This is a genomic window from Roseibium sp. MB-4 (genome assembly GCF_053005265.1).
The window spans coordinates 47,589-61,091 of sequence record NZ_JBRKQB010000003.1 but is presented as its reverse complement, the minus strand read 5'-3'; the positions used below and the strand labels follow the sequence as shown (position 1 = coordinate 61,091).

The 13,503-nt window shown below is 55.8% G+C and carries 10 protein-coding genes; 3 read left to right on the top strand and 7 right to left on the bottom strand.

Annotated features, from left to right (window positions below):
- The first annotated feature begins 11 nt into the window (after nt 1-11).
- A complete protein-coding gene (gene preA / locus ACVDG4_RS16885; protein WP_447235964.1) occupies nt 12-1,325 on the top strand; it encodes an NAD-dependent dihydropyrimidine dehydrogenase subunit PreA in 1,314 nt (437 codons plus the stop codon).
- A gap of 162 nt (nt 1,326-1,487) precedes the next feature.
- Here the strand turns inward: preA and ACVDG4_RS16880 are convergent, their stop codons facing one another.
- The 3 genes from ACVDG4_RS16880 to ACVDG4_RS16870 are packed head-to-tail and all read right to left on the bottom strand — an operon-like array spanning nt 1,488 to nt 5,910.
- A complete protein-coding gene (locus ACVDG4_RS16880; RefSeq protein ID WP_447235963.1) occupies nt 1,488-2,363 on the bottom strand; it encodes a dimethyl sulfoxide reductase anchor subunit family protein in 876 nt (291 codons plus the stop codon).
- The gene (locus tag ACVDG4_RS16875) at nt 2,363-3,109 is read right to left on the bottom strand and encodes a 4Fe-4S dicluster domain-containing protein (protein WP_447235962.1); all 747 of its coding nucleotides are present in this window, start codon (nt 3,107-3,109) and stop codon (nt 2,363-2,365) included. Before ACVDG4_RS16875 ends, ACVDG4_RS16880 begins: the two co-directional genes overlap by 1 nt.
- Entirely contained in the window at nt 3,106-5,910 is a 2,805-nt protein-coding gene (locus ACVDG4_RS16870; RefSeq protein ID WP_447236326.1) for a molybdopterin oxidoreductase family protein, read from the bottom strand. Before ACVDG4_RS16870 ends, ACVDG4_RS16875 begins: the two co-directional genes overlap by 4 nt.
- 286 nt (nt 5,911-6,196) lie before the next feature.
- On the opposite strand from ACVDG4_RS16870, the gene ACVDG4_RS16865 reads away from it, so the two are divergent.
- Nucleotides 6,197-7,693, top strand: coding sequence for a BCCT family transporter (locus tag ACVDG4_RS16865; protein WP_447235961.1), 1,497 nt, complete (start codon nt 6,197-6,199; stop codon nt 7,691-7,693).
- A 126-nt stretch (nt 7,694-7,819) separates the two neighbouring features.
- On the opposite strand, the gene ACVDG4_RS16860 is transcribed toward ACVDG4_RS16865, so the two are convergent.
- Nucleotides 7,820-10,078: a putative bifunctional diguanylate cyclase/phosphodiesterase gene (locus ACVDG4_RS16860; protein WP_447235960.1), complete on the bottom strand. Its 2,259-nt coding sequence runs from the start codon at nt 10,076-10,078 to the stop codon at nt 7,820-7,822.
- Between the two features lie 140 nt (nt 10,079-10,218).
- Nucleotides 10,219-11,208 carry an ABC transporter substrate-binding protein gene (locus ACVDG4_RS16855; RefSeq protein ID WP_133949476.1) on the bottom strand — a complete coding sequence of 330 codons (990 nt, stop codon included), beginning with the start codon at nt 11,206-11,208 and terminating at the stop codon, nt 10,219-10,221.
- Nucleotides 11,209-11,621: 413 nt separating this feature from the next.
- Between ACVDG4_RS16855 and ACVDG4_RS16850 the strand changes: the two genes are divergently transcribed.
- Nucleotides 11,622-12,323 carry a nitroreductase family protein gene (locus ACVDG4_RS16850; RefSeq protein WP_447236325.1) on the top strand — a complete coding sequence of 234 codons (702 nt, stop codon included), beginning with the start codon at nt 11,622-11,624 and terminating at the stop codon, nt 12,321-12,323.
- 66 nt (nt 12,324-12,389) lie between these two features.
- Here the strand turns inward: ACVDG4_RS16850 and ACVDG4_RS16845 are convergent, their stop codons facing one another.
- Both ACVDG4_RS16845 and ACVDG4_RS16840 read right to left on the bottom strand, forming a co-directional pair.
- A complete protein-coding gene (locus ACVDG4_RS16845; RefSeq protein WP_447235959.1) occupies nt 12,390-12,953 on the bottom strand; it encodes a TadE/TadG family type IV pilus assembly protein in 564 nt (187 codons plus the stop codon).
- Nucleotide 12,954: 1 nt separating this feature from the next.
- Nucleotides 12,955-13,494 (bottom strand): TadE/TadG family type IV pilus assembly protein, encoded by a 540-nt coding sequence (locus tag ACVDG4_RS16840; protein ID WP_447235958.1) that lies wholly within the window; start codon nt 13,492-13,494, stop codon nt 12,955-12,957.
- Nucleotides 13,495-13,503 lie beyond the last annotated feature (9 nt).

Here is a 13,503-nt window from a genome sequence, read left to right as displayed (position 1 = left end):
GGGAGAGACACATGGCTGATCTGACGACAAATTTTATCGGCATCAAGTCGCCGAACCCGTTCTGGCTGGCCTCTGCGCCGCCGACGGACAAGGAATACAACGTTGTCCGCGCCTTCAAGGCGGGCTGGGGCGGCGTTGTCTGGAAAACGCTTGGCGATGGCGACCCGGTCGTCAACGTCAACGGGCCGCGCTACGGCGCCATTCACGGCAAGGACCGGCAACTGATCGGGCTCAACAACATCGAGCTGATCACCGACCGCCCACTGGAGGTCAACCTTCAGGAGATCAAGCAGGTCAAACGTGATTGGCCGGACCGTGCGCTGGTCGTGTCGCTGATGGTTCCTTGCGAAGAGCAGAACTGGATCGATATCCTCAAGGCAGTTGAAGACACCGAGGCAGACGGTGTGGAACTCAACTTCGGCTGTCCGCACGGCATGAGCGAACGCGGCATGGGATCCGCTGTCGGTCAGGTGCCGGAATATATCGAGATGGTCACGCGGTGGGTGAAAAAGCACTCCCGCATGCCCTGTATCGTCAAGCTGACGCCGAACATCACCGACATCCGTAAACCGGCGCAGGCCGCAAAAGCGGGCGGTGCGGACGCGGTTTCCCTGATCAACACGATCAACTCCATCGTTAGCGTCGATCTGGATGCCATGTCTCCGGCCCCCATGGTCGACGGCAAGGGCGCCCACGGCGGTTATTGCGGCCCGGCTGTGAAACCGATTGCGCTCAACATGGTGGCCGAAATCGCCCGGGATCCGGAAACGCATGGCCTGCCGATCTCCGGCATTGGCGGCGTGACCACCTGGCGCGATGCGGCAGAGTTCATGGCGCTTGGTGCCGGGTCCGTGCAGGTCTGTACCGCCGCTATGACCTACGGCTTCAAGGTGGTTGAGGACATGATTGAAGGCCTCAGCGACTGGATGGATGAAAAAGGCTATACATCGGTTGATCAGGTTGTCGGCCGGGCGGTTCCGAACGCCTCCGACTGGCAGCATCTGAACCTCAACTACATCGCCAAGGCGAAGATCGACCAGGATCTCTGCATCCAGTGCGGCCGTTGCCACATTGCCTGTGAGGACACGTCCCACCAGGCAATCACCAACATGGTGGATGGCGCACGCAAGTTCGAGGTGATCGACGAGGAATGCGTCGGCTGTAACCTTTGCGTCAACGTTTGCCCGGTTGAGAACTGCATCACCATGGAGCAGATGGCCCCCGGTACCATTGATCCCCGTACCAACAAGGTGGTCGAGGAGAAATACGCCAACTGGACAACCCATCCGAACAACCCGATGGCGGTCACGGAAGCAGCGGAATAATCGGTTACATTGGAAACAAAACCTCCCCTTCGTCATCCTCGGCCTTGTGCCGAGGATCCAGAACTCAGGATGAAAAGTGGATGGTCGGAACAAGTCCGACCATGACGACAGAGAAGGATAGTAGTTTTAACCGCAGGCAAGGCTTCCTTGCCTGCGTTTTTGTTACCGCTTGCCGTAATAAAGCCCGACGACATGTTCCGCTTCGGCGAAGAACAACCAGCGCGAGGCAAACGTTCCGATCAGGAAGGCAATTCCTGCAAGGGCGACAACCGGCAGGCTGGCAGGCAACAGGGCGATCAGCACGATCGGAAGTACGCAATTGAGTACGAATGCGATGATCCGCAGCTTCTGCGCATGCTTTCGGCCGACCGTGAACACCATTTCCTTCAACAGGTAATTCGTGCCGGTATGAGGCGGCTCAAACAGGCGCACCTTGCCGCTCTCGCCAAGTCCGGTCGCGGTTTCCATTGTGTGTCCGCGCTCGGAAAAACGGCGGTCTCCGAAGATCCAATAGAGGCTCTGAACCAACCCGGCAATTGCGAGCAGTAGAACGGCGCCAAACCCCTGTCCGGCGAGGATAGCGCCACCCGCCAAGGATAGGGACACAAGATGCAAAGGTGTCAGCCAATGGTTCCAGCGCGGCACGGTGGCGAGCTGCGCATAGATCATCGCGGTGGCATACACTGTTGCCACACAAAGCAATGCACCTGTCACGCCAATCGGCGCCAGTGTTATGTCGAAGAAAACGGCTGCAAAGCCGTGGATCCCCATGAAGACAAGCGCAAGCACGGACAGCCAGGCCTCACGCGACAGCCAGCTTGATCGCCACTGGGTGAAGGCCAGAAGACTGCGCTGCGGATTGCCAAGGTGAAAGGTTGCCGAAAGCAGCCCGCCGACAGCGAGCGCAAAGCCGATCAGATAAGCGAAAAACGCTGTCCAGCCGGTAGCCGCCGGAAGACCAAGACCCAGCCAGGCAAGGAATCCGAATCCGAGCCCGGACAACACCGTGAAAATGATGACTGAGGGAGCAGGATGCATCAGAGCGCCTCCAATGCTTTGTCGAGCCAGCGCAAAAAGCCCTTTGGCGTTTCGGCAACTGGCTGCATCGTGTCCGAATCGGCCGATACTTCCGCGAGCTTATCCTTCGGTCGCGGGGGAAGATACTTGTTCACCGGCTTGGTTCCCTGTTCTGGCATCAAATCGAACCCACCGCGCTCGGCCACAAGGCGGGACACATCGCTGTCCGGATCGCCGAGATCCCCGAAATGCCGGGCGCCAGCGGGACAGGTTCTGACACAGGCCGGCACCCGGTCGACTTCTTCCAGATTCTCATTGTAGATCCGATCAACGCAGAGGGTGCATTTCTTCATGACTCCTTCTGCCTGATCGAGTTCCCGGGCTCCATAAGGACACGCCCAAGCGCACAAGCCACAGCCAATGCAGGCGTCTTCATTAACGAGCACAATGCCATCTTCCCGGCGTTTGTAGCTGGCGCCTGTCGGGCACACGGTGACGCACGGCGCATCATCGCAATGGAGGCACGACTTCGGAAAATGGATCGTCTGGGCCGGCCCGTTCTCCGGCTGAACCTCGAAGGAATGGATGCGGTTCAGGAACGACCCGACAGGATCCTTGCCATAGGCGTCCATATCACTCAGAGGCGCGCCATAGTTCTCCGTATTCCAGCCCTTACAGGCGGTCACACAGGCATGGCACCCGACGCAGGTATCGAGGTCGATAACGAGCCCAAGCTTCTTGTCTGTTGTTTCCGGCAACTGGGTCATGAGCGCACCTGCTGTCGAACGGTATTCGGGCCTGTTCCAACCGGGGACTTGATGGGATCAAAAGCCGGTTGGCTTTCCGGGGGCGGCTCCGCACGCTCGATCCGTACCCGCAGATCGAACCAGGCAGCTTGTCCGGTAATCGGATCGGAGTTTGACCACCTGAGGCCATCGCCTTTCGGCGGCAACAGCTCGTGGATCAGATGATTGAGCAAGAAGCCTCTGGTTGCCTCCGGCGCATCCCCTTCCAGCGCCCAAGCGCCTTTTCGTTTGCCGATGGCGTTCCATGTCCACACGGTGTTTTCATTGAGCGCTGCCATGTGAGCAACCGGCACAACGATCTCCCCATGGGGCGAGGTTACCTTTGCCCAATCACCTTCTGAGAAGCCATTTTCTTCCCAAATCCGGGTCGGCACATAAAGCGGGTTCCGGCCGTGGATCTGCCGGAGCCAGGCATTCTGACTGCCCCATGAATGATACATCGCCATTGGCCGCTGGGTAAGCGCATGAACCGGATAGGCGTCCGGGTCCGCAATGGTATCGCTGAGTGGTGGATACCAAACTGGGAGCGGGTCGAAGGCTTGCCTGACTTGATCTCTCAAACGATCGGGCGGTTGCCGGTCACCGTGCCCTTCTGCGGCCAGCTGGAACCGGCGCATGGGCTCGGAATAGATCTCAAAGAGATAGGGCTGCGGGCTGTCGAACAGACCCAGATTTACGGCCCAGTTCTGATAGGCCGCATTCCAAGGCTTATAAAACGCGGCTTCCTCCGGGATATGCTCGACGAAGAAACTGCCGTTTTCGATGTAGCGATCCAGTTGGGCAGGGTTCACCTCACCGCGGCCAGCTTGCTCGCCGTTCCCGCGGAAACCGGCGAGCGGCCCGATCCCCGGTCGGCGCTCGTGATTGACGATGTAGTCGGCATAGTCGGCATATTTGGCGCTGCCGTCTTCATTGACGAAACCGGGCAGGCCAAGCCGTGCACCGAGATCCACCAGAACGGATTGGAAGCCCCGGACATCGCGGTCCGGCTCAATCACCGGCCAGCGGATCGCATCGGCTGCCGCATCCGCTTCGCAGATCGGCCGGTCCAGCAGGCTGATGCAGTCGTGCCGTTCCAGATACGTGGTGTCCGGCAGGATCAGATCCGCATAGGCGACCATTTCGGAGGAATAGGCGTCCGAATAGATGATCTTCGGGATCATATAGTCGCCGTTCTCATCCTTATCCGTCAGCATCTCCATGACACCACGGGTGTTCATGGAGGAGTTCCAGGACATGTTCGCCATGTAGAGAAACAGCGTGTCGATCTTGTAAGGATCGCCCGCATGGGCGTTGGAAATCACCATATGCATGAGGCCATGGGCCGACATCGGGTTTTCCCAGGAAAACGCCTTGTCGATCCGCGCCGGCGTGCCGTCGTCTTTCAACGCCAGATCGTTCGGGCCGCGGACGAAGCCAAGATGCGGGCCATCCAGCGGACAATCCGGCTGGGTCTTGCAATGCGGCGTCGGGTGCGCCGTGACCGGCTTCGGGTAAGGCGGCTTGAACCGGAAGCCACCCGGAACCTCGACCGTTCCGAGCAGGATCTGCAGCACATGCAGCGCCCGGCAGGTCTGGAACCCGTTGGAATGAGCAGAAACCCCGCGCATGGCGTGAAAACTCACCGGCCGGCCCGGCATGGTCTGATGGGTTTCGCCGCGGAAATCGGTCCAGGGTTGGTCGATCTCGAATGCTTCTTCGAACGCCACGCGGGCAAGCTCTGCGGCAACAGCCCGGATCTTGCCGGCAGATACGCCACAGGCTTCGGCAACCGTCTCCGGGGCGTAGGCATCATCCAGATAGCGCTCCGCAAGATGCTGAAAGACGGTCCTGCAGGACACGCCATCTGCGTCATATTCTGCACCGAGATCCGGTCGGACACCTTTCTGGTCGAATGGTGCCGGTTTTCCGGTCACCCGGTCGATCACAAGGGACTTGCCGTCAGCATCTTTCAGCAGCAATCCGTGGTCGTCAGACCCTGGATTGTCGATCACCAAACAGGGGGCATTTGTGAAGCGGGCCAGATAGTCAAGATCGATATGTCCAGTTCTCAGAAGCACATGGCAGAGAGACAAAATGAACAGTCCATCCGTGCCCGGGGTGATTCCAACCCACTCATCGGCAATGGCGTTGTAGCCGGACCGGACCGGGTTCACACCGATGACCTTACCGCCCCGCGCCTTCAGTTTGCCGAGGCCCATCTTGATCGGATTCGAGTCGTGATCCTCTGCCACACCGAACAGCATGAAGAGCTTTGTGCGGTCCCAATCCGGCTGCCCAAATTCCCAAAAGGCGCCACCGATCGTGTAGATACCGCCGGCTGCCATGTTGACCGAACAAAAGCCGCCATGAGCGGCATAGTTGGGGGTACCGAAGTTCTGTGCCCAGAAACTGGTGAAGCTCTGGGATTGGTCGCGACCGGTGAAAAATGCCAGCTTTTCAGGAGCGGTCTTGCGGATGGGCTCTAACCAGGAAACGGCTGTTTTCAGCGCTTCTTCCCAGCTGATTTCCTCAAATTCACCCGACCCACGCGGGCCTGATCTCCTGAGCGGTTTGCGCAATCTGGACGGTGCGGTGACCTGCATGATCCCGGATGCGCCCTTGGCGCAGAGCACGCCCTTGTTCACCGGATGATCCCGATTGCCCTCGATGTATGCGACTTTCCCGTCCTTTAAATGGACGTTGATCCCACATCGGCAGGCACACATGTAACAGGTGGTTTTTCGTATTTCATCGGAGACAGCCGGAGACGTCTCCACCATCGGTTGACTATGATTGAGCACATCCCCTCCCAAGGCGTCTCTAGAAATCGCATCCTGCCAAACTGCGCCACAGCGAAATCTGAGTTTCATTTGGGCGCTTTTATGAGTACGGCTTTCCAACTGAAGACTTGAGTTGGCTTGACGTCAAGAGGGGCAGAACACTTCTGCGGCTGAAGTGAGCCTCTGTTTTTTCTTCGCGCAATTAGAATACTCGGGCGCGCTTCTGACGGCCTAGGCATGGATCACAAGATGGGCTAGCGTTCGCAAATTCTGTCTGGAGGCCCCCTTGGATTCAAACCGCCTGCTTCTCACATGTTCCATTGGCCTTTGTGCCGTCGTCGGCTTGTGGGGTGTCATCGACCCGGAAGGCCTACAGGCCATCGCGCGCGAGATCGTTGATCAGTACTTCATAAGCCGCGGCTGGTTCGTGATGCTGTCTGTCACGATCATGCTGCTGTTCTGTCTTGGTCTGACCTTCAGCCGTTTTGGCGACATCCGCCTCGGTGTCGATGATGACCGGCCGGAATACTCGACACCGACCTGGATCGCCATGCTGTTTGCCGCCGGTATGGGTGTCGGACTGTTGTTTTGGGCGGTGGCGGAGCCCCTGACTCATTTTGCGTTCTTGAAAGACAAGACGTCGGTCCCGGAAGCTGCCGATTTCGCGCTGCTGGCAACGAACTTTAACTGGGGCATTCATGCCTGGGCGATTTATGGCACGACGGCGCTGGCGATTGCTTATTTCAGCTTCCGGCGGGGCACGCCGATGCTGGTCAGTGCGCCTATCAAAAGCCTGTTCCCTGGCGAGAAGTGGGCCAATCTTGTTGGCTGGTTTTCAGACTTCATGGCAATTGCTGCAATCGCGATCGGGGTTGGTGGATCGATTGCAATGGGTGTATTTCAGGTTGCCGATGGCGTATCGGTGCTTGCTGGCACCCAGACGGCGGCGCCGTGGCTTGTCGGCTTGATTTTTGTTGTCATGGTCATTGCATATATTCCGCCCCTGATGGTCGATCTCAGTACCGGCATGGCAAAGCTTTCTAACATCGCCATGAGCCTTGCGATCGCCCTAGTCGCTTACACAGTTATCATGGGCCCGAGCGAATTCTTGATGAATTCGGTGATTGGCGGTATCGGCATGTACATTGCCGATGTCATCCCCGCCGGCTTCCGCACCTTTACCTTTTACGGTGACGAGATCGGCCGGTGGTTTCAGGACTGGACACTCACCTACATGGTTTGGTGGATCGCTTGGGGTCCGTTCGTCGGGGTCTTTGTTGCGCGGATATCCAAGGGCCGCACGATCCGTGAATTTGTTCTCGGCGTCCTGATCGGCCCAACTCTGTTTTCCACGATCTGGTTTGGCGCTTTTGGCGGAGTTGGCATCTTTGAGACCCTCAACGGCAAGGGCGAGTTGCTTGCTTTGACACAGACCAACGTCGAGCGCATGACGTTCGCTCTCCTTGATCGCCTTCCTTTGGCCACCTTGACCACACTGGCAACCATTCTGGCGGCCTTCCTCTTCATTGTGACGAGCGTGGTGAGTGCCGCCTTCGTACTCGGCATGTTTTCGACTGGCGGCAATCAAAACCCGAGCACAAAGATCAAGGTCATCTGGGGCGGATTGCTGGGCATACTCGGGGCAGCGATGATCCTCTCGGGATCCATGTCGGCCGTGAGGACACTTATCGCCCTCGGCGCGTTGCCTTTCGTGTTTATAACGATGCTGCTGCTGGTTTGCCTGATAAAGGCGCTCATCCTCGATAATCCCAAGGAGGCTTAAAATGCTTATCGGTGATCCCGTCGATACACTTATGAACTTGGGGACCTTTGCGTTTATCGGCTTCCTTGCCTGGATCCTGATGCGCAAGATACCAAAAAGCTAAAGGCAGTCAGGGACTGAAACGCGTCAGCTCGCGCGCTTCAATCCGCCCTCGGCCAACGGTGCCGGCCGGTCGAAAAGATAGCCTTGCAAGTACTCGCAGCCCGCATTGACCAGAAACTTGCGCTGATCATCAGTTTCGACACCTTCACCGATCGTTTTCATTCCCATGACCTTGGCAATGCCGAGAAGCGTGCGGACCAGCATGTCGTTTTCTTCGCTGATGCCAATGCGCGCCACAAAGCTGCGGTCGATCTTCATCGTGTTGAACGGGTATTTGTGCAGATAACTCAAGCTGGAATACCCGGTCCCGAAGTCGTCAATCGCGAGGCCGATATTCATGTCACGGAGTTCAGCAAAGACCTTCTGGGTGCACTGGTCCTCCTCCAGCACCAAGTCTTCCGTGATCTCAAGCAGCAATTGGTCAGCAGACAAACCATAGGTCATCAGAAGGTCAGCCACATGCTCGGCAAACCCTTCTTTCTGAAACTGGCTTGAGCTCACGTTGACAGAAACACCGGTTTCGCCCCAATTGCTGGCGTCGCGGATCGCCCGCTCCAACACCCAATTGTCGATTTCGGATGTAAACCCAGCTTCCTTGGCAATGGGCAAAAACAACCCTGGAGAAACAAGCCCCCGTTCGGGATGGCGCCAGCGAATAAGAGCTTCAGCGTGTGACCGTTCGCCCGTCTCGGACACCACGATCGACTGATAAAACAATTCAAACTGATCGTCCTGAAGGGCAGTCGCCAGCTCACTGCGGAGCTGTCGGCGTTCGCAGCGCTCCTCATCCATCCTATTGTCGAACAGCCTGTAAGACCGTTTGCCTTCGGCCTTACACCTTTGAAGAGCAACATCAGCGGATCGAATGATGTCGAGTATACCTCGGCCGTGGTCCGGAAAACGGGCAATCCCTGCGCTGCAGGATGCATCGATCAGACGCCCTTCAAACTCAATTGGCTCGATCAGATCATCAAACAATCCAACCAGATTGCTCGGGAAGTGGTCTTCCCCGACCCGGCCTTCTACCAGAATTACAAATTCATCGCCGCCAATCCGACCGATCAGCGCGTCCGGCCCAAGACGCTTTCGTATCCGGACGGCTTGGCTCATGATCAGCCAATCTCCAGCCATATGCCCATGGATGTCGTTGACTTCTTTCAAGTTATCCAGGTCCAGATAAACAAGACTGGCGCCGTTTATGCGCACGTCTTCGGATGACAAGCGCTTGCCGGCTTCCTTGTAAAACTGGGCACGTGTGGTGAACCCGGTCATGGAATCATGAGACGCCGCCCGACGCGCTTCCTGCTCCTGCACCGCCAGTTCACTTTTGGCCTGTGTGATCTGACGTAAAGCCGCCAGAACCATGATCAAAATGGTTCCAAGAGACAAAAACAGCACCGGGATCGAAGACACGATAACCCCGGTTGCACGGCTGATCGGATTCCAAACAAGCAGAGCCACACTCGAACCCGCTGCATTCTTCAACGGAATTCCGATCATCCCTTCTGGAACTTCATCCAACAACTCAAGTTGTTCGACAGGCAGGATGGACAGCAGCTCAGCCAATCTGCGGTCGTTCAGCTTGAAAACGGATATCAGGATGTAGGGCTCCTGATAGACCATCGGAATACCGCCAGGATCGGGGACGATCGCAAAAGCGGTTACAAGACTTGGAATGCCGTTAATCCGGAAGACATCCGATCCATTCAGATCAGCCAAATCACCGACGAACAGTATATCTCCAGCTTCATTCGCGCTGAGCCCGGCGAGATAATTGTCACGTATCAGCTGCAACGCATTAGCAAAGTCACTGCTCAGGATATGCTGAAACACCGGTTGCGCCGGTTCGCCTGACCGGCTGGCAGAAAATGTCAGGCCATCACTCGGCTCTATCAGCCCGGAAAAGTCGGGGGAAAAGTCGCCGGCCATATCGACGCCAAACCGGTCTGATATCCAGTTCGCATCTGGTTTGGAAACAACATTGATGTAAGCGGCATTGGAGGCAGCGTACCGCTCCATCTCGTCGACAAGCGACTGCTGGTAGCTGTCAAAAATCCGAGAAACCGCCATGACTTCGCGCTGCGCGGTTTCCTTTTCGGCGATCCAGACCTTGATGAAGACTGCGCCGAAAACAACCAACACGATCGTGAATAAAACAGGCACGACGGCGACTGGCGCGACAAATAGCGTATTTATTCCAATGCGTCTTTTTACGATGCCTTCTCGGTTTTCACTTCCGTCATCATAGATCGTTTCGTCATTTTTATCGTCAATAATACACATATTCTATCCAGATCTGGACGATATGAAGTAGTGTTTAAAGGTAATTCTCTAATTTTCTCTCAATACGTGTAAAACAACAAAAAAGCCGGAACGGATAACCCGCCCCGGCTTCAGAACTATTTGAGCGACAGATGCTTCGCTTAGAGCTTGTCTGTCACTGCCGTTGAGGTCGCGCCCTCCGGCTCCTTGGTAATAACCGGATCAGACCCACCGGAAAGGAGAGACTTTACGGTCCGCTCATAGGCGGCCATGTCCAACTTGCCGTCAGACCCATCGACCAGCTTGTTGATCTCGCCAACCATCCGGATCTGATGCTTTTCAGTCTGAGCACCGGTGGCGTCGTTTTCCAGAACGATTTCAGCTGCCTCTTCCGGATTTTCGGCAGCATACGCCCAGCCCTTCATAGAGGCTTTTACAAAGCGCGCCAGCTTGTCGACCATTGCCGGGTCTTCCAGGCTGGACTCCAGGACATAGAGGCCATCTTCAAGGGTCGCGACGCCCTGGTCTTCATATTTGAAAACCACCAGCTCTTCCGCCGGGATGCCCGCGTCGATGACCTGCCAATACTCGTTGTAAGTCATCGTGGAAATGCAGTCGGCCTGCTTCTGTAGCAACGGATCCACATTGAAGCCCTGCTTGAGAACCGTCACGCCACCGTCACTGCCGTCCGTCGGAATGCCAAGCTGGCTCATCCAGGACAGGAACGGATATTCATTGCCGAAGAACCACACGCCAAGCGTCTTGCCGCGGAAGTCCTCCGGAGAAGAGATTCCGGTTTCCTTCCGGCATGTCAGCATCATCCCGGACTTCTGGAATGGCTGGGCGATGTTAACGAGCGGCACGCCCTTTTCGCGCGACGCCAAAGCGGACGGCATCCAGTCGATGATGACATCTGCGCCACCACCGGCGATCACCTGTGGCGGCGCAATGTCCGGACCGCCCGGTTTGATTGTGACATCAAGGTCTTCTTCTTCGTAGAAGCCTTTGTCTTTGGCGACGTAGTAACCTGCAAACTGGCCTTGCGTAACCCATTTCAACTGAAGCGTCAGCTCGTCGGCAGCCTGAGCACCGGTCGCAAACAGACCAGCGCCAAGGACCGAAGCCAGTGCCAGACTTTTGAGTGCCTTCATTGCCATTCCCCTATTGGTTATGGGCGTGCCTTGCTGGCTCCGCCCGTCTCTGGAAGTCAAACCTTGCCGGGAACAAAGGAATGAACATCTCCCTCACGCTCTTGCACATTCCCCGCAATATGGCCGCGCTGCGCTGTGCGGGCGTGTCGCCTTCTTCACAGTCAGCCTGACCAAATGGTCAAGAAAATCTAGAAAGCTGCCAGCTCTCTGGTCAAGACTATTTTTTAGTCATGCGGAATTTTAATTCTGTTGACCCGTTAATTCGCTCATATTGTTTCTATTTTCCAATTTCCACTCAAGCTTGCATTGCCATGATATTGGCAATTCCTGCAGTATCAACCTTGCTGCCTTTGGATGGAACTCGGGCAAGCCTCATACTGATGGACAACAGCCAAGACGCGCAAGGTCTTTCCATGATCGACAAATCAAACCTCGTCTATACGGCTCTGCCAATGCCGGATCGGCGGGCTATTTCCGATGAAGACATGCGCCAGCGCGCCAATGAGTTTCTGGAAGACGTCCGCACCCGGCATACGGTTCGCCAGTTTTCCGACAAACCAGTCGAGCGCAGCGTGATCGAAACCTGCGTACGCGCAGCCGGCACCGCTCCTAGCGGCGCCAATCATCAACCCTGGCATTTCGTGGCAATCCGCAATCCAGACCTAAAACGCCAAATTCGAGAGGCCGCCGAAGAAGAAGAGCGAAAGTTTTATGATGGCGGGGCGGGGGATGCCTGGATCAAGGCGCTGGAACCGATCGGCACCAACGCGCACAAACCGCATCTGGAAATCGCTCCGTGGCTGATTGTGATCTTTGCACAGCGCTGGGGCACGTATGAAGACGGAACGCGCTACAAGCACTACTATGTTCCTGAAAGCGTCGGAATCGCGACTGGTGTGCTGATCACGGCTTTGCACCATGCTGGCCTCAGCACCTTGACCCACACGCCAAATCCGATGCGGTTTTTGAACGATATTTTGGACCGCCCAGAAGCCGAAAAGCCCGTCATGATCCTCGCTGTCGGCCATCCGGCAACAAACGCCACCGTTCCTGCTGCAGCCAAAATCAAAAAACCGCTTGAGGAGATCCTAAGCGTGTTTGATACCGAGGCTTAATTCGGGAAAAATGGGCAACTTGAGAGCTGTCTTATGGACTACGCTATTCCGGTGTTTGCGCCACAATCAGCTGTCGTCTTCGTGCACTATTTCTGTTTTGAACCGCGGGCGCCGGATATGGAAATCATTCAGACTGAAGTCACCGACAATGTCACTTACAAACAAGGCTGAATGCTCCAACGACAACTGTACGACGATGACAGTGTCGCCTTCTGCGAGGGTCGGAAAATCAAACTGGGCCAAATCATCATCTTCCAGAAGCGCATCGTCATCATTACTTTCTGACCAGTGAACCTCCAATTCATCCTCATCATCGAAGAAATTGCGGACACTCGAAACTGTCATGATGAAATTGCTGTCAGACGCGTAATTTCCGAGGATCGACACTGCCGTTGCTTCAATAAGATCGAAATCATCCTCTGTAAACGTATCTCCATTGAACCGGGTAACGAGATCTGTTGTCACACTTGCTGCTCGCTCAAGCTGACGGGAAGCACGGAACCCATCAAATAAACTGGCGGTGTTCAAGAAGATCAGGATCAACAAGGGGAAAATGAGCGCAAACTCGACCGCGGCAGCTCCCTCTGCAGCCGCCCGAAAGCTCCGGATCCTTTTAAAGAACAACTGCATCTTAAAAAGGCTCGTTCATGAAGGCCATTGAAGAGATTATTTCGAACCGATTGTTGTCGGTTTTCGAGAGCTCCAGGCCAAATCCTAACCCCGGTGTATAGACATCCGTTGTAACGCACGCCCGCATAAACACGATGCTGGTCCCAGCGCCCGGATTGAAGTTCACAACAGGCTCGAATTCATCACCTTCATCGCGGCAGACTGCGTCCGTGTCCGGCAGATCGACTAGGTTATCGATTTCCGTGAGCTCGATAGTGATATTGTTCGCGCAATTCGGAACAACAACACCTACGAGATCGCAGATATCTTGCTCAAGGTCATCGCTGGAAACCGTATTGTTCGCCAATCCTTGTGTGACTGTCCCGATATAGACTGATTTTGAGGTTGTGTTTACAGCATGATCCAGCATTGCCATGCGGATGAACAAAAGCCCCATCTCAAAACAGGACAGAAACAACGCAAAAAATGGCAGGCCAATCAGCGCAAACTCTACGGCAGTCGCACCGTCTTTCTTTTTAAGGAAACTTCGCAGGACACGCATTGAAATCAA